Here is a 17,948-nt window from a genome sequence, read left to right as displayed (position 1 = left end):
GTTGAGGGGGTTATAATGCCACAGCGAACAGAAAATGGAAGCCCAAACCACGATAAATTCAATAAAACTCAATCGGTTGCTTTAATTTTAAACAAAGCGATTGATTTGGCATCATGTAAGGGCATGATATCAACTGGTATTGCTGTTGTGCATCCCGTCTGGCTGCCTCTTTCTCGAGTATCAAGGCTTACCAAATACGCTAAAGCTTGCCCACGCAGACGGATTGGCTAAAACGCCACCACGGCTAATCATTGCTCGTTGTGCATTTGCCATAGCCGCAAACAGGTTGATCTCTGGGTCTTGAATTTCTTTGTAGAAGATCTGCATCAATTCTGACGTTGCCTCATCGTTCACTTGCCAGTAGCTCGCCACAATAGAAGGCACTTTTGCATGGGCAAAAGCCCTTGCCAAGGAAGCGTACTCAAGCCCTTTGGTACCAATACCCGATTCGCATGCAGACAATACAACGATGTCAGTTTCAGACAAATCCATTACAGAAATATCGATAACACCCAGTTGTTCGTCATTCGCCATAATAAGGTAGCTATCGGCTGCGCTTTCAGAGTCCAGTATCCCATGAGTAGCAAAATGAATCACTCGGCTGTCCATGGATATCTCTTCTAGATCCTCTAAGCTTGCTTCATCTCCTTGCAACACCACCGCGTTATCTTTGTAGAGTAACGCTATGTTCTCTACCTCTTGTTTCGCTCCGGGTAGCGACCCATCTGGGTCAGCAATAAATAACGCCGTATCGCTCAACGACGCTTCGTCATTCATGACCAGATTGAAATGATAAAGTGACGGTAGTACTCCGATATTGTATTTCTCTATTGCATACTCTAGGGTAGGTTCCTGAGTTTTAATTAGAGAACCAAAAGGCAGATAATTTAGCTTACCAACTGGCGTGACGTAGACTTGGTCCTTGCCTTTCATGTCGGCTTCTACCGGTCTTAACAGTTTGTCGTAAAGCCAAGCCAAACTCTGATTTACACCCGTACTCGTTTTCGGTGCGGATTTTATAAAGCCTCTTTGCTTAACAAGAACCTCAATATTGGTGGCCACATTTATCGTATCAAGCGTAAAGGCTCCTTGACGCAAACCGATAATGGCATTATCTACATGGCGGTTTAGTTCTTGATCCGACACATCAATTTCGATGATACGAACACCCTCTTGTGTAACCACTTGCGTCAGCAACTTATCCGGCGACGGTATAAACTGAAGCAGCACTTGGTTTTCATCCAACCGCTCATGCATTGAACCTATTTCACGAGGATCAAGCCGAAGCATTTGGAAAAGCGCTGGATGATCTCGTTCTAAGTTTGCGAGTAATCGTTGCCTTTTTCGTTGCTCTTTTTTGATGCTTTTTTGCAGTTTCTTCTTATCAACAGAGGTAAATTCACTGTTCGCGGTTTTGGTCTCCAATGTGGTCGGCTCTGCCTTCAATGTATCTTCTTCTAGCTGGTTCTCTAATTGTTCGAGACGAGCTTGTAATTTCTGATAATCGGCAATCAACTCGCCCTGCTCACTGCCTTCTGGAATGTTATCGAGAAAGAGGTGATTCAGCTCGCTTTGTATCTCATTATTTTGACTAACAAAAGCCTGTTGTCCACGGTTATGGTCGCTAAGAAGCGAGGCTAAGTTACCCGCTTTGTATAGCAACACGCCTCTGTCCGTTCCAACAAAAACTCTCCCTTTGTCATCAATAGAGATGGCGTGGATCACCCGTGCTCCATACTGACCCAATTTTTGGTCATCCGGCAACAATTGATTCAATCTATCTGGATATAGCCATTGGCCTTGATAGTAAATGACGACACCAGCAGCCGACGGAAATAACCACGCTTTATCGCTAGGTAATTTGGCGCCCGCTCCGCCCAAGTAGAGCATTTTGATCTGTTCCGACATTTCTTTATAGCTAACGTCACCTGCGCTTCTGTAAGAAGACCATTCTCCTTCTCTATCCAGAGCAAAACTGCCTGTTGTAGAAATGATGGCTGTATTATCACTGATCGGCGTATAAGCGGTTGCAAACCACGTTGGTTTCTCTTTTAGACTCACTCGCGTAAAGCCGGATTCGGTTAACTCTAATAGCCCACCCGCTAAGCTAACGCCTTTATAATTCAGATGCCCTTCATCGGAAGCGACCACATAAAGTGTACCTCGAACATCCCTGAATACACGCGCCAACATATTGCTTCGAGCTGGGAATGCAACAGGGTCGACATAATAATTGAATCGCGCCAATGTACCGTCTTGCCAGTGGAAAAGATCCGCACCAGCCGCAACCCAAATCGAATCATCCTTGTCTACATAGATGTCGGCGATACGACCAGACTCATCATCGCTTGATGCAGTGAATAGCTCCTCGTATTCTTCCGTGAGGCTATTCACTCTTATCACCCTACTTCCTGAGTGAGTAATCATGTTGCCAGCACTATCACGCCTTAAAATCCGAGCATTTAAACTGGCAAAATAATCGTATTCGAGCTGACCGTCGTCACCTTCATAGAAGGTCATGATGTCGCGCCCATTGGCCGCAAAAGTCCTGCCCATTTCGGGAATATAGAGTAAGTCACGCACCTTTCCCACGTCGTTAAATCGTTGGCTTCTCGACGGCGTAAATTGATAAACCGCTTCCTCCGTAACAAGCGTCCAATCTTGCTGCGAAGAGACCACAGCCAATGGGCCAATGTCTAATCCGCCTCTTAATTCTTCGTAGGGTAACGACAACATGTTGAAACTATCTTGATGCCAGATCGCCATTCCCTGATCGGTCAACACTACAGGCTTTCTACCCAGAGTCGGGATCTCAAGCCATTGTAAGCCATGAATTTTTTTGCTCATTGGTAGTAGCGATTTGTCAGCGATAACCGATGCCTCATCAAACTGACCTCGTTGGTATCGCGCCTGAGTTAATACCGAGCCATTCCACCACCATAGTTGACCTTTATTTTGCTGCCAAAGAAAATGCTCCACACCATTCGCTAGCGTCTTTTCTGCTTTGTCTTCTTCGGATTGACTGTTGTTGCCCTGCAACAAGGCAAGGGAGTCTGCGGAGTGAACTAACCAGTTTCCATCTGGTAGCCTTTGCAATGCATCTATCTGGGATGAATATTCTGCCTCAAAAGCAACCACGTGGCTGGCGCGTTCAATACTGAAAATCTGATTTTTAATCGCAACCCAAACGGTATTGGCACTCGTCTGGATATGAGCGACAGAAGCGTCAGGCATACCATCATTTACCCCACTCCAGCGCCTTACCGCATCCTCTTTTTCAATGGCAAATAAACCGCCATTTGTCGCAACCCAAATCACGCCATCTGCCGACACTTTAAGGTCATTAATGTGGGTACGAGGAGAGGCATCGGGTTGCTCTCCTGTTCGAATAAATTTTTGGGCGATGCCTTCATAGACAAACCAACTCCAAAAATTGTGTCTACGAAGCAACAAACCTTGGGATGTGCCTAGCAGAACCTCACCATTTTCTAGAGAAACCATACTGGAAATATCAGAGGCATCAGAAGGTATACTCAATAACTCAGGTAATGCTTCTCGATACCAATACCCTGAATTACTCAGCGCATTTCCTTCCATCCAATTTTGTGTTTTTAGTTCAGTAACTTTGATATTACTCAGTGTTTCATTAAGACCACTCAACTCATTTTCTTTATCACGGTTTGCCAGCATCCAAAGCTTCATCTGCTGACTTAATTGATAATCACTCTTGGGTACACCGTATGGTCGGATTTTGCTCTTGAGCTTATGCCACAAAACAATGGCTTCACCCGTAGCCACATTTGTATTACCAGTATCGACGGATGCTTGAAAGATACCTTCCATTAGATTGGTTATTTTATCAACATTGTCTTGGTTTAAATCACTGTGTTCAAATAGATACAACGCATAATCTAGAGCGGCTCTTCTTTCTTGCTCAGAACCACTCGGCGTTTCTTGGTATCGGTTGTACAACTGCTCTTGCATTTCATCCTGAACACTAATGTCAGGCAGTTCAAAATTGTTTGCAGCATCACCGAGCGATTTTGTTAATGAAGTGAGTTTTTGAAACGATTGAGTAATATTCAAGGCTAAATTATTGCCTTCACCTACACTGTTTACATTCAGTATTTCATTATTATTGTCATAGGTAATGGTCAGTTTTCCTAACCCTAACAGTTCAATTTCAATTGGCTTCCCTCGTTTATTGTATTGAAGCTGCAACGAAGCAACAGATGAAACCATTTTGATTATGTTTTCATGAACATCATAATGAAGGCTTACCGCCTCACCAGATGAATCTTCGACTTGAGTTAAGCTACCATTTTTGTTGTATTCCGCTTTGATGAACGTTGCCCCACGTCCAAGAAAAACCATCTTACCTTTTGTTGCATCGTCTCGACGAACAAGCACTTCTCCACTAGGCAATATGATCTCAACTTCCGGTTGGTCTCCTTCAAATCGATATCGGACCTGATTTCCTTTTTCTTCTAATGCCGATTCCCGTGCCATATCAAACCAACCAATATAACGCAGTGAATTTGAAATAGCGGTGTCGTGTCGATAACCAAGAAATCCAGCTAGGTTGTCTCCCAGATCACTGAGTGCTTTTTCTTCCCATTTTTTGTTTAGAAAAACACCCCGCTGTTTCGCCTCTTCGATAACCTGCAATGCAATAACCGCGGAACCCTGTCCCCAATAAAGCGCACGATTAACAAACGATGAAATATGTGAAGCACTATAAGGGTTTCGCTGGATCATACGATAACCATAACCGTATACATCTTGTGAGGTAAGTGGCTCGGAATATCGAGCCGCCAGTTGATGATATATCTTGGTGCTATCTTTATTCAGTTCACTGTACTGCTTCATAACATCTGCGGCTTCTTGAATTCGGCCCATTGAATACAGTAAATCGCGTTTGTAATAGTAGTAATTACTGAGGCTTGCAAAATTGTCGCGGTATTGGTCCCATTCTGACAAGTAACGATTTAGTTCATCGTTGGACAATCTGGTCTCTCGGCTCTTTTGTGCAACCAACCAAATCTTAGACAGTTGCAGTTCTAACGACTCATTCAATGTCCCTTCAACATCGGGTATCTGAGCAAGAAGTTGGCTAGCTAACTCATAGTCTTTATTGCCTGTCGCAATATCCATCCTTTTACGCAAGGCTGATGTGGCGTAAGCTGGGTTTGCCTGTAATTGTTGCCAAACCAAATCGGGTTTGTCGGATTTAGATGCGACAAAGCGCCACAAAGCGTGGTTCCATGGCTGCTCCTTTGCCCTATCAAAAAAACGCTGCTGTGCGATTTTCGCATCATGGGCCGATACCAGTGCTTGATAAAACGTCTTCATAACACCGCTGTCTTCAGGCCACTGATTGATCAGGCTCAGACCTTGATCGACCGCTTCTATATATTGTTTCTTATTTAAAAAGGCCAGAATGGATTCTTTATGTAATCCAATAGAACGAGGATAGATCTCAAGCGATTGGGTGAGAAGTCGCTCATACTTTGCCGTCATTTGAGCGGATTTGTATAGATCTAGACCTTCTAGATATAGGGAAATAGTCGGATATGGGATGGTTACTAGTGCTTGTTCAAACCGTTCAATCGCACGAGCGGTTTCCCCTATTTCACTGTAACTTTTAACGATGTTCTTCCAGTCACTTGCATCAAAATCGTCATTACCGATAAGAGGCTCTAGTGCTTTAATTGCTTGAAGATGTCTATCATCAGAGCGTTCAAGCTCGGCAAGGTAATAGCCCAAAAAAAGTGAATTTTCATCAACTAACGCATTATAAACTTGATGCGCTTTGCCTTTATCTCCAGCGTTCAAAAAGGCTTGTCCATTGTAGCGTTGCTGTCGAACCAATCGGCTCTCTTGCTCTTCGTCATACCAATTTGCCTTCAATGCATTTTGGTTTTCAACTAAAGCGTAATCCCCTGTTTTTGCGATAATTTCGACATACTTGCCCCAGTTGCTATAGAAAGGGTAACTCATCACGGCCTGTTCAAATGCCGCTTTCGCCTCCACTAAATAACCACCAGTAGAATATAAATACCCCATAGAAGTAAGGAGCCTAGCGTCGTGCGTTTTCTGATACCACTTATCTTTAAGCTCTTGTAGGTCAATAGGATTAATCGATCTCGCAGAAAGTACAGCTTGCCCATATTGACTAAATAGCGAGCCTTTCAACTGCGGACTATCCACTAATTTCTGTGCTCGAGCTCTAAAGGTTTCATTATTGAGCCAACTGCTACTGAAATAGCGCCAACTGAATTGCCAAAAGTTTGGTGAAAGCTTTATACCCGTTTCTAATACATCCCACGATTTTTTTTGCTCGTCCGCGTTAATATAAAGATCGGCAATTTCATGGACAAGCCACAGATCGTGTTCCGTTGGTTCTACCAAAAGATACTGTTCAATCGCCTCATCACGTTCACCTAAATTTGCTAGGCGTTCCGCTTCAAACCCTTTCCCCATGGCGGCTTTCAGAGGGTCAGAGATTGTGAAATCGTCCTTATCTAACGTGTTTTGTCGCATGGCAACCGTTAACCATATGTGTCTGGCAAACGGGTGTGGCTGACCGTTAAGTAGGTGCTTTTCTAGATGACTCTGTAGCGTACTCGTTTGACCCGTATTTGAGAGCCATGACCAGTACCGTATTAAATCACTGTCAAAGTAAGAATCGCTTGGGGAATATTTGATTGATGGCTCAGGGTAGTGATCCATCAAGAGGTTTAAAATAGGTTGGTTAGCCGCGTACATTGCAATCTCAAAACCCGTTTGTTTCTTTTGATTTTGCTTGAGTGGGTCGAATCCTGCGTTTAGAAAGTAAGCGATTAAAGGTTCATTGCGGTGTTGTATCGCCAAATGAAACAGCGAGGTCTGTTTCTCATCGCCAAGTTTTTCTATTACTGAAGCGACTAATTCGATATTTTTTGACAGCGCAAAAGAAGAAAGCGTCGCATCATTAACCACTAAACCGTGTTCAAACAGCCACCTGATATTTTCTTTATCATTTTCTGCAATTAAATAATCCAGGAAGCGGTTCCCAGACATATCTTTTTGGTTGACTAAAACATCGATGGATTCACGGCTCGTTGATAGCCAATCCGTAAATGGTATGGCCTGTTTATAAGGTTCTTGATACCAACTCTGATAAACATTAGTGATAAGAAAATGTCCTTCACTATCCATCGATTGTGTGTAAGCTCCTTTCGACCACAACGCATAACAAAGCGCTAGGTCACCCTGGTTATAGGCTAATCTTAGTAATCCGTTCCATTCTTCTTGGTAGCGAAACCGACCTTTTTTTAACAAAGCTTCAGCCCGTTTAGGCGCACTATTTATCATGGCAGTGAGTAGCATTACTCCAGCATTAGACCCCATTTCATTGAGATCTTTACCTTTTATAATCTGATCAAATAATGGCTGTGAAATAACCCCGACAGAATCTAAAAATAACGGGTCTCCTAGGCTATTTTTAAATGTCGGATCAGCGCCAAGCCCCATCAACTTCAAGACCAAATCTTCGACTAACGCACCTGTTTCTTCTGGAAAATTATCAAATACACTCTCTATATGCTGCTGTGGAGATACAGGGGTAAAACGATCAAGCAATTGTAACGCGGATTTATAGTCTTGATAGCGAATATAAACACTGACTATTTCGTCTGCATGTCCATTGTCAATAAGTTGTTGGGTGTTTTCTGTAACTTCTGCCAATGTGGCATTATATGTCGCCGTCTGTTCAAGATTTAGCTCTGTATCCACCTCAAGCAATCGAGTCAACATAGGTATTTGAGTATCGCTAGGAATAGGCTTATTGTTGGCTTGGATAATAGATAGATAAGAAAGGAATTCACCATCTTGATAAGTCGCTGGCACAAGCGGGTATAGTTTTGAGAGCATCACGTCATCTTCTTTGACCGCATATTCTAACCAAACAGTGAGGCCCTCTTCTGTGTCACTGAACAGTATTTCAAAGCCCAATAGACTCATTTCATCCGGTGTAAGATACGGCCTTAAGACTAAAAATCGTTCAACCTGTCCATCGTATAAATACTCTTCCGCGAGCTGTACTCTAAGTTTTTTAGGACCATTTTCACCAATAGCCTTCACTATGACAGGCACGACAAGGTTATCTTCATCGTATCTTGAGGCGGCATAAGGGGTATCATCGTAATGGTTCGTTGCCTGTAAATCGGCCCCTTGTTCGAGTAAAAACTGGGTAATTTCAACACGGTGAAAGATCACGGCATAATGAAGTAGACTTGAATTGTCGGCACTTCTATATTCAAGATCTTTTTTGGTAAAATAGTGTCTAAATGCCTCTTCTTCGTTAATGCTGATCGCAAGTCTCAATCGTTCGTTCTTTAATGTGCGTATCTGATCTTGAGTTAGGTTGCTCTCTGCATTATTTAACCGCGATTGAATATCCTGATACAGGATCAGACTGGTTTCATCGCTGTCACTGTAAAGCGCAAACTCATAGGCAGTTTCATCCTCATAGGTCAATTCTAACGGGTCATAGCCTTGCTCGATCAACTGCTCAACAAGGTTATTTTGTTCATAAAGAACCGCCCAATGCAGCAGTGAATACCCCTCATTCGAACGCAGTTTTGAATCAAGCCCTGCGGCTACTAATGTTTTCGCCAATAACGGATCCGGATATTCGTCCTCCATTGCGGTTAGGCTATCCAATACATTCCAGTTCAATGCACTGCTTTTATTAACATCATATCCTTGTTGAATGAGCCAGGAAACCAAATCAGCATTACCTGAAAGCACAGCATAATAAAGTGGTGATTCACCACTACCTGAATCGACATCAAGCTTCGCCCCCAGACTTTGCAACAACTTGACGATATTTAGATCACCAAACTCAAGCGCAAGCATCATAACGGTTTGACCATCTTCATTCTCTGTTTCAAGGTCTGCACCGTAATGCGCAACCATCTCTAAGGCGTCGAGGCTTTCAGAGTACAGTGCAACATGGATAGGATAGGCGCCAAACTCTTCACTGTACGCGTTTACATCAGCGCCACTTTTTATGGCTTTCTCTGCAGATAAAACACCTCCATCATGTAAATCTTCAAGCCAGTTTGCATTGGCTATAGAAAGACATAAATACGGGAGAAGCAACAGTAAAAAAACGAAGCGTTTGGACATAACTTTTCCTTGTCATAAAAAACAGGCTGGCAGTGCATCACATTCATAACACTAGAATAGATAGGTCGAACTCTCCATAGTCGTCCTAACTGATAGTATACATTACAAAATTAACATTTTAGATACAAATTAATTACAAGTGTGCAAGTAACACGAAGATAAACTGAGGTGGAACATCGGTTTGGCGGGGATATAACGTAAAAAAGCAGATTGGCCTGCACCAATCTGCTTTCTATTATAGGTAAAGGTTTACACGGTTTCTGTTTCTGATCCGACGCTGCTCGTTTCAGCATTATAGATAGATTCGTCTAACTCGCCTTCACTTTTCGCGATCAAGACAGATACCATCATATCGCCACAAACGTTCACAGTGGTACGTGCCATATCTAGGATACGGTCGATACCAGCAACAATGGCCAATCCTTCAATAGGAAGACCAACGGTAGTTAGAACAAGCGATAGCATGATAAGACCGGCACCAGGAACACCTGCTGTACCAATTGAGGCTAATGTCGAGGTCAAGATAATCAACACATAGTCAGACATTTCAAGGTCAATACCAAATGCTTGGGCAATAAACAGAGCACAAACACCTTGATAAAGCGCCGTGCCATCCATGTTGATAGTGGCACCAAGTGGCAATACAAAACTTGCAACACCTTTAGAAACACCAAGCTCTTCACGACTAGCTTTCAATGTAGCTGGAAGTGTGCCCGAACTACTTGTTGTCGTAAATGCAACAGCTGCCGGATTGGTCAATGCTTTGATGTAACGGATAGGGCTTAGTCGACCAACAAAGCTGATTATGCCAGTGTAAAACACTAATACGTGTATAAGACTACCTAAGTACGCAACAGCGATAACCTTGATAAGCGGTAACAATATATCAATACCATATTTACCCGCAACCCAAGCCATTAAGCCAAATACACCATATGGTGCAAGCTTCATAACAAGTTCAGTCAATTTGTACATAGCTTCTGCTAGGCTTTCAAAAACAGCGATAGCGGGTTTCGCTTTCTCGCCGATTAGCGTTAACGAGATGCCTAAACCGAGTGCAAATACAATGATTTGAAGGATGTTGCCGGCGGCCAAAGCTCCCACTGGATTTTTAGGGATAATGTTTAATAAAGTTTGTACCAGAGGAGGCGCATCTTTGCCCATCGTTGTTGAATCTTGTGCCACCATATTTAGCCCTTCACCCGGAGTCAAAATTGCAGCGAGTCCAAGACCAATAGTGATAGCAATTGCTGTTGTGCCTAAATAGAGAATAATCGCCTTAGCACCAATTCGTCCCATTTTGCGGGAGTCTTGCATTGATGTAACACCAACGATCAAAGAACAGAAAATCAACGGTACAATCAGCATTTTGATTGCATTGATAAATAGAGTCCCGATGGGTTTTAATACCTCAGCATCTGGTCCCATTATCGCACCGACAATCACACCTGCAATCATGCCTATTACGATTTTTTTCCATAGTTCCATTTTACTCCAAAAGCCACCACTTGCCTGTGGTGTTGCATCCTTTCTTTCCATAATTATTTCCTTTAATTGTCCTATTTAAATATGTTTACTGCGCACTCTATTTCTCAATAGATACAATAACCCAGTTATTAACTTGCAATCACAGTGCCAGAGTTGGCTAAAAAGATAACCTATTGATAATTAGCCAATTAATGGAAAGATGAATTATTAAATGGGTATAACTTAAGTTATATAAAAACATAACTCCTATAAAAACCATAAAAATAACAAATAGATGCACTTTTATAACAAAAGACATAATATAACTTTTGTTATAAGGGTGTGGTTATCAACTAAACCTCAAATAAAGGGGGGTATAGTGAGATTAGCCTGCATAATTCATTCATAGTCGGATGCAGATAAGTTATTTTTCTTGGCTTTTTTTAAGGCGTTTACTCAAAGCAGGTTGAGAAATACCAAGCATACGAGAGGCGAGCGATTGATTCCCGTTAGACCGTTCCATCGCCGCGATGATGAGTATTTCACTTAATTCTTGCAGCGTCGGTAACGGTTTCGTCGGTTCAAATAAGCCACTATCAAACTCAATCGAATCAAGATCATGATAAGAGTGGTCTATCACTCTTCGAAAAACCACCATCGACAATGTGTGGCTCTTATGCTGGCTGACGGCGTCATAAATCAAAGCCTGTAGTTCACGTACATTGCCGGGGAAATGGTAGGTAGACAACAGCACTGGTAATTCTTTAGGATAAGCGGGTACGGTTTTATGCATCTCATCGGATGCTTGCGTCAAAAAGTGCTTGAAAAGCAAAGGAATATCATCTTTTCGTTCTCTTAATGCGGGCACCTCTACATGGTGAGTACAGAGTCGAAAATAGAGATCTTTTCTGAAACTGCCTTCCTCCACTTTAGATTTAAGATCCTGATGAGTCGCAGCAACAATACGTGCTTTGCTTCGTTTAGGGCGATCACTACCCAACGAGTAGTATTCTCCTTCTTGTAGAAGCCGGAGCAATTTGGTTTGCGATGTATGGCTTAGATCACCAATTTCATCTAAGAATAGTGTGCCATCTGCAGCGGCCTCAACCATACCAATTCGCTTTTTATCCGCCCCGGTAAAGGCACCTCTGCTATGACCAAACAACGTATCAGCAAAAACGTTATCATCAATACCCGCAACATTAACACTGACCATCTTGCCTGGACGTCGGCTCAACTTATGAACCGCTTTAGCTATCTGTTCTTTACCCACACCGCTTTCGCCACAGATCATCACTGATTGTCGACTAGACGAAATCGACTCTAAATACTGAAATATCGAGCGCAGTTTTTTGTCCTGAGTGATTATCTGTTCAAATACTTCTGGTTCTTCTAACGTATCGGAAAGAAAGCGTCTGCGCATGGCTTCATTTTCTCGACGCATTTCCTGCATCGATACCGCGCGCTTAATCCCTTCTAACAAGCGGTTTTCTTCTGTCGTTTTCACAAAATAGTCATACGCACCAAGACGAATGCAATCTACCGCTGTTTCTATCTGGTTCATGCCACTAATGATGATAACGCCAACCTGAGGATGTTTTTCCACAATCTGCTTAAGAAGTACATCCCCAGTTAAATGGGGCATGTTTAGATCGAGCAATACCAACTCAATCGGATGTTGTTCGATTAATGTCATCACCTCACGGCTATCACTCGTTTGATACAGGTGATTTATCCCCCCTCGCCTTTCAAGAACGAGAGACAAACTGCGTATAAATGCTGACTCATCATCAACCAACAAGACACCGAAACTCGGGTAAAGCGTATCTTTCATGTAAATTAATTTTCCTTAGTTAACGGAATAGTGAGAAGAATTTGAGTCCCTTTTCCCACTACAGACTTAAATAATAGCTTGCCACCATGTTCTTCAATAATATTTGAAGATATCGACAAGCCCAATCCAGTTCCACCTTCTTTACGCTTCGTGGTAAAAAAAGGGTCGGTAAGTCGAGAGAGGTGTTGAGATTCTATCCCCTTTCCTTCATCATTTATCGTTAGCTCAATTCTACGGGTAGTCATCTGGTAATCTGTTTTTATAGATATAGCTTGGTGAGTACTATCTAATGCCTGACAGGCGTTAACAATAAGGTTGATCACGACCTGCTGTAATCGTTGGCTATTTCCTTTAAACAAAGGCAATGATTCGCTGTACGACACAGAGAAATTGTCTGTCGCGGATTTAATTGCCCTATCCGTTAATCGAATCGCAGCGGCAACCACTTGGTTTAAATCAACATTATCAGACAATGCTTGTGGTTCTTGTCTCGCAAAATCTCGCAAATCACTCACAATCCTACGAATATGGTTCGACCCCTCTAGCATCTCCCCAAGCATTAAAGGGATCTCTTTACTAATACGAGTATAACTGAGGCCGGCAATCTCAAAATCCCCATGGTTTTCATAGTGCTCTTCAAGTATTTCCTCAATATCTTCAAACGACTCTTTCAAAACCGGAAGGTTAAGCAGCAACAAACTGGTTGGATTATTAATTTCATGTGCAACACCAGAGACGAGTATACCGAGAGACGCCATCTTATCGGCTTGAATTAACTGCTGATGTTGCTGTTCCAGTTTCTTGGTTCGCCTAGCCACTTGCTTAGCCAAACTTCTATTCCATACAATAACGACAATAAAAATAGAGGTAAATAACACCGATGCAATAACGATAAATAGACTGATTTTTTGCCAATTTAGTCCGCTTTCTGTATACGAACCAAACCACTTATTGTAGATCTCCTGCTGCTTACCCGTGTTTTTTAGTATCGCTAAACCTTCGTTAAATTTGGCAAGTAGGTCGGCATTACCTTTTAAGACCGCATAACCGTAGCGTTGAGAGCTCAACGGTTTGCCGACAGGTTCCACATTTGACAGTGACAACTCTTTACCTAAATAGAGCCCGGGCAAATTGGCAACAAAAGCATAATCATACTTACCTGCTGAAAGCATCCGTAGCGCTGCTGCATGGGTATCCACATAAATAAGCCGGACATCAATCCCAGATCTTTCCATTTTCTCTGCCATTATGCCGCCACTTTGAACAATAACGGACTTTCCAGTAAGCTCAGATAATTGAGAGATAGACGGAGAACCCACGCGTGCAAAAACAGATTGATGGATAAGGGAGTGAGGCGGAGAAAAATCGAGAAGTTCCGCCCTTTCCTCAGAATAAGAGATCCCTTGAAGCAAATCGATATTGCCACTTTCAAGATCCCACTTCATTTCATCCCAACTTGATAGTGCAACGTTAACATCTAACCCCATAACCTGCGCAATCGCATAGGTAAGCTCGGTGTTATATCCGTCAGGTTCACCATTGTCATTGATAAATTCGTAGGGGGGATAATTATGGTCTCCGCCGACAACAATAACCTTGTCATTGGCTAGAGCATTAGTCATGAATGCAACACAGCAAAAAAACAACGCTCTTAGCGAATATTTCACTTCTTTCATAGTTGATTTTCATTCCTTACCGTTAGCGTTTCATCCTTGCGAAAAGTATACATTAATCGCCATGATGTAAAACCAGAAAAGGGGCAATAAGAGACACTCTAGCCCTCAATTTTTGCGGTTTTTACTCAGTTCATTAGTCAGAAGCGTTGACATGAACTAAAATCAAATAATATCGTTAAATTAGTCAGTTATATGGAAATACAGTCAACCTGTAACACGAAATTTTGGTAATAATGGTTAGTTTTGTACATAAAAATGTGCCTCTTCACAAATTATTGAAGTTATTCCAAAAAGTTAACGTAATATTCATTGACTTCCTACGTAGTTGATTTAAGCTTTGTCCCGGCTAGAAAGAAAAGCTTTTGTTTAAGATTTACAAGTCGTTGGTTAGTTCAAAACTTCCCGCCGTGTGTATCTAAATAGCAATCTATTTTTTCCACGCTATCTATATATGTCCCCAGTGGGACCTACACAATTTTTATAGGAATTAAGACTATGTCTAACACAGTGACTGGTACAGTTAAATGGTTTAACGAAACTAAAGGTTTCGGTTTCATTCAACAAGAAAATGGCCCAGACGTTTTTGCACATTTCAGTGCTATTCAATCTGACGGTTTCCGTACTCTTGGTGAAGGTCAAAAAGTTGAGTTCACTGTAACTCAAGGCCAAAAAGGCCCTCAAGCTGAGAACATCAAACCTGTTTAATATGGTTTGTTAAATCGCTAAAATTTCTGTAGCCAGTCTAACGACTGGCTATTTTTTTGTCTTTTTTCTAGATAAGGATAGAGAGCATGCGCACGTTAGGAAATATTATCTGGTTTTTGTTCGGTGGCGTCATCATGGGCCTAGCTTGGTGGCTTTTTGGTATACTCGCTTTCATCAGTATCATTGGTATCCCATGGGGCCGCGCTTGTTTTGTCATGGGTACTTTCTCATTTTTTCCATTCGGCAAGGAAGCAATTGATCGGGAAGAGTTAACAAATAATAGAGACATAGGTACTGGTGCTTTTGGTATTATAGGCAACATCCTTTGGTTCTTCTTTGCTGGTATCTGGCTTGCGATAGGTCATATTACTTCTGCCATCGCTTGTTTCATTACCATCATCGGCATACCCTTTAGCATTCAGCATCTCAAACTTGCCGCTATTGCTCTATTCCCGATTGGTAAAACCGTTGTCGAAAAAGAGATAGCGTCCGCTGCTAGAGAGGCGAACGCACAAGACTATATCCGGAAAAACCGAAAATAGACCTTCTAAAACGAATCAAAGAGAAATTAAAAGTGGCTTTAAAACCGACAATATATAAGTTCCGTGTGGCATTAACCGATATTAATAACGATTACTATGATTCGCTTAATTTAACTATTGCACAGCATCCTTCGGAAAGCTTACAAAGGATGATGGCGCGTGTTGTGGCATTTTCTATGAATGCGCAACCCGACCTCGCTTTTACTAAAGGTCTTTCAAACATTGAAGAGCCCGATATCTGGCATAAAACACTGGATGGCCAAATTTCATTGTGGATTGACGTTGGTGAACCCGATCCTGAGCGTGTGAAAAAATCAACGCGATTGGCTCGTAAAGTTCGTGTGTATAGTTTTAATACTAAATCTGATGTTTGGTGGAAACAAAACGCAAGTAAACTAAACTTGTTAAAAGCAGAGGTCTATAAATTTGACGCTGAGGGGATCGAAACCCTAGCGACCTATGTAAAAAGAACGATGGATTTTTCTATCATGCTTTCTGGTAATACTGTTTTTGTTTCAACAGAAAATGGTGATTGCGAGATCGAGTGGCGAGAACTGAAGGCATAAAAAATTTATGACAGATTCAATCATAAGTAAACTTAAGCAACAGCTGGAAGTCGCTGGCATAGATACGCTTCATCTTTCGGATAAAGAAGCGTCACTGTTTGCGCGTGCAGTGGAGGAAAAAGCCGCTGTCTACGAAAATATCTGCTCTAAAAGCCCAGGGAAAGACCCCAAACTTCTTCTTCTTGGGTTATTAACCAAACTTCAAATCGAAGCCACTGCAAGGTTAGAAACCCAAGCCGATAAAATAGGCATGATGCAGAATATTTTTTCGGACACTCTCGGTCAATCTCAGGCCGACAAATTTAGTGCCGATTCTGTTATCGAACTATCACTCGTCACTAAACTATGGCTCATGGTTCAAGGTTACCTGAATATGGATTTCAGCTTAGCTAACGATTACGCACATAATGCATCTGAGCTGTTAGCAAAGGCACTTCACTCTCATAGCTTAGATGAGATTCGCACCGAGCTTCTCGCAAGCTATTACCATGGTAAAGAGAAACGAAAAGTCGACGACCCCTCTGTCCTCTGGTCGGATAAAATCGTCAGGTGGTTTACTCGCTCTAGTTGATTTATGTTTTGTAGAGCACTTTAACCACGTGCCATCCAAACTTGGTTTTGACAATAAATGGTGTCAGCACTTCATTTTTGAATACGGCTTTGTCGAATTGTGGCACCATTGCGCCTTGACGAAACTCACCGAGATCCCCACCTTTTTTTGACGATGGACAGGTCGAATGCTTTTTCGCCAACACTTGAAATTTGGCTCCTTTCTTAAGTTCTGCAAGCAGTTCTTTAGCTAAAGATTCGTGTTTTACTAATATATGCAATGCTGCCGCGGTTCTAGCCATGATGAGCTCCAAAGAAAATAGAAGGCGATTTTAACTAAATCACTCAAGATGTACATGTTTAGGCCGCTATAATGACATATTTATTAAAATATATACTGAGTAGTGGCTGAGAGTTAGTTACTATAGAGCCTGTCAATAAGTCGTATGTGTAGGATAAAAACATGAAAAGCAAAGCGAGTCAGTCCCAAGGGATGCTATTGTTTAAACTCTCTCTACTGCAGCAGAGCTTTGCCATAGGTACATTAAAGGTGCGCGAGATTGTTCCTTACTCGCCAACGACACAGATCCCTTTCTCGCATCATCATGTTATTGGTACGGTAAATATCCGAGGCCTTACCGTCCCTGTCATCGACATGGCGGCGGCAATTGGATTTAGACCGATAGCAAAAGAAGAATATAATGAGTGCTACCTCATTGTGACCGATTGCTTAAGAACTGTCGTTGCATTTATGGTTAGGACGATAGAAAAAATTATCGATTGTGACTGGCATGCTATCGAACCTTCACCAGAAACGGCAGGATCTAACGTATTTGTTACTGGCATCACTCGCTACGAAGACAAGATAGTACAGATGCTCGATGTCGAACTGCTTCTGTCTAAGATATATCCACAGGATGCATCTGCTAGGATACCTATTTTAACCGACGTCGAACGCGAACGTCTAAAACCGCTGAATATCTTACTGGTCGATGACTCACGCATTGCTCGCAAGCAGCTTTCTGACGCACTAGACAGCATTAATATTTCATATTTCGTCTGTAAGAACGGCATAGATGCGCTTGAATTAATGAAAAGCCATGCCAACGAAGGAAAGCCCATCGATCTTCTCGTCAGCGATATCGAAATGCCAGGTCTTGATGGCTACGAACTTGCATTTGAAGTACAAAATAACCCCAACATTAGCAAAGCCTATCGTATCCTACACACCTCTTTGTCTAGTGAAATGAGCGCCGATAGAGCACACCAAGTTGGCGCGCACGAAGCCTTATGTAAGTTTGATGCCACTGAGTTAGTACAGGCCATGTTGCGCGGCGCAGAACAAATTGAACGCTTGGCGATGAGTAGTTAAGGTTCCACAAACATTGTTCAGCATAAACATATAATAACCGCTAGCAACTTGCTACTAGCGGTT

General features: G+C 42.2%; 11 protein-coding genes. 6 read left to right on the top strand and 5 right to left on the bottom strand.

Annotation, left to right across the window (positions count from 1 at the left end):
• Positions 1-15 precede the first annotated feature (15 nt).
• Entirely contained in the window at positions 16-231 is a 216-nt protein-coding gene (locus AACW90_RS16170; RefSeq protein WP_390236476.1) for a hypothetical protein, read from the top strand.
• On the opposite strand, the gene AACW90_RS16165 is transcribed toward AACW90_RS16170, so the two are convergent.
• The 4 genes from AACW90_RS16165 to AACW90_RS16150 all read right to left on the bottom strand — a co-directional run bounded on the left by AACW90_RS16165 (position 181) and on the right by AACW90_RS16150 (position 14,151).
• Positions 181-9,174 carry a CHAT domain-containing protein gene (locus tag AACW90_RS16165; protein WP_390236474.1) on the bottom strand — a complete coding sequence of 2,998 codons (8,994 nt, stop codon included), beginning with the start codon at positions 9,172-9,174 and terminating at the stop codon, positions 181-183. The two genes, AACW90_RS16170 and AACW90_RS16165, sit on opposite strands and share 51 nt — an antisense overlap.
• A 249-nt stretch (positions 9,175-9,423) precedes the next feature.
• Entirely contained in the window at positions 9,424-10,713 is a 1,290-nt protein-coding gene (locus tag AACW90_RS16160; protein ID WP_390236470.1) for a dicarboxylate/amino acid:cation symporter, read from the bottom strand.
• Positions 10,714-11,065: 352 nt separating this feature from the next.
• Complete coding sequence (locus AACW90_RS16155) at positions 11,066-12,475, bottom strand: sigma-54-dependent transcriptional regulator (protein WP_390236468.1); 1,410 nt, start codon at positions 12,473-12,475, stop codon at positions 11,066-11,068.
• Positions 12,476-12,480: 5 nt separating this feature from the next.
• Complete coding sequence (locus tag AACW90_RS16150; RefSeq protein ID WP_390236465.1) at positions 12,481-14,151, bottom strand: transporter substrate-binding domain-containing protein; 1,671 nt, start codon at positions 14,149-14,151, stop codon at positions 12,481-12,483.
• 495 nt (positions 14,152-14,646) lie between these two features.
• On the opposite strand from AACW90_RS16150, the gene AACW90_RS16145 reads away from it, so the two are divergent.
• The 4 genes from AACW90_RS16145 to AACW90_RS16130 all read left to right on the top strand — a co-directional run bounded on the left by AACW90_RS16145 (position 14,647) and on the right by AACW90_RS16130 (position 16,535).
• Complete coding sequence (locus tag AACW90_RS16145; RefSeq protein ID WP_195705549.1) at positions 14,647-14,856, top strand: cold-shock protein; 210 nt, start codon at positions 14,647-14,649, stop codon at positions 14,854-14,856.
• An 86-nt stretch (positions 14,857-14,942) separates the two neighbouring features.
• Positions 14,943-15,398, top strand: coding sequence for a YccF domain-containing protein (locus tag AACW90_RS16140; protein ID WP_390236462.1), 456 nt, complete (start codon positions 14,943-14,945; stop codon positions 15,396-15,398).
• Between the two features lie 32 nt (positions 15,399-15,430).
• Complete coding sequence (locus AACW90_RS16135; protein WP_390236459.1) at positions 15,431-15,964, top strand: YaeQ family protein; 534 nt, start codon at positions 15,431-15,433, stop codon at positions 15,962-15,964.
• A gap of 7 nt (positions 15,965-15,971) precedes the next feature.
• Positions 15,972-16,535: a hypothetical protein gene (locus AACW90_RS16130; RefSeq protein WP_390236456.1), complete on the top strand. Its 564-nt coding sequence runs from the start codon at positions 15,972-15,974 to the stop codon at positions 16,533-16,535.
• A gap of 1 nt (position 16,536) precedes the next feature.
• On the opposite strand, the gene ppiC is transcribed toward AACW90_RS16130, so the two are convergent.
• Complete coding sequence (gene ppiC / locus AACW90_RS16125; protein ID WP_390236454.1) at positions 16,537-16,815, bottom strand: peptidylprolyl isomerase PpiC; 279 nt, start codon at positions 16,813-16,815, stop codon at positions 16,537-16,539.
• Between the two features lie 161 nt (positions 16,816-16,976).
• On the opposite strand from ppiC, the gene AACW90_RS16120 reads away from it, so the two are divergent.
• Positions 16,977-17,885, top strand: a complete 909-nt coding sequence (locus AACW90_RS16120; RefSeq protein WP_390236451.1) for a chemotaxis protein — start codon at positions 16,977-16,979, stop codon at positions 17,883-17,885.
• Positions 17,886-17,948 lie beyond the last annotated feature (63 nt).

It is taken from the genome of Vibrio frigidus (assembly GCF_042465995.1).
Taxonomy (GTDB): domain Bacteria; phylum Pseudomonadota; class Gammaproteobacteria; order Enterobacterales; family Vibrionaceae; genus Vibrio.
This window is presented reverse-complemented; position numbering and strand designations above follow the sequence as displayed.

Bases quoted from the DNA above. Each gene is read 5' to 3' on its own strand.
- AACW90_RS16150 (WP_390236465.1), bottom strand. From the start codon at position 14,151: ATGAAAGAAGTGAAATATTCGCTAAGAGCGTTGTTTTTTTGCTGTGTT.
- AACW90_RS16165 (WP_390236474.1), bottom strand. From the start codon at position 9,174: ATGTCCAAACGCTTCGTTTTTTTACTGTTGCTTCTCCCGTATTTATGT.
- AACW90_RS16145 (WP_195705549.1), top strand. From the start codon at position 14,647: ATGTCTAACACAGTGACTGGTACAGTTAAATGGTTTAACGAAACTAAA.
- AACW90_RS16140 (WP_390236462.1), top strand. From the start codon at position 14,943: ATGCGCACGTTAGGAAATATTATCTGGTTTTTGTTCGGTGGCGTCATC.
- AACW90_RS16160 (WP_390236470.1), bottom strand. From the start codon at position 10,713: ATGGAAAGAAAGGATGCAACACCACAGGCAAGTGGTGGCTTTTGGAGT.
- AACW90_RS16155 (WP_390236468.1), bottom strand. From the start codon at position 12,475: ATGAAAGATACGCTTTACCCGAGTTTCGGTGTCTTGTTGGTTGATGAT.
- AACW90_RS16170 (WP_390236476.1), top strand. From the start codon at position 16: ATGCCACAGCGAACAGAAAATGGAAGCCCAAACCACGATAAATTCAAT.
- AACW90_RS16120 (WP_390236451.1), top strand. From the start codon at position 16,977: ATGAAAAGCAAAGCGAGTCAGTCCCAAGGGATGCTATTGTTTAAACTC.
- AACW90_RS16130 (WP_390236456.1), top strand. From the start codon at position 15,972: ATGACAGATTCAATCATAAGTAAACTTAAGCAACAGCTGGAAGTCGCT.
- ppiC (WP_390236454.1), bottom strand. From the start codon at position 16,815: ATGGCTAGAACCGCGGCAGCATTGCATATATTAGTAAAACACGAATCT.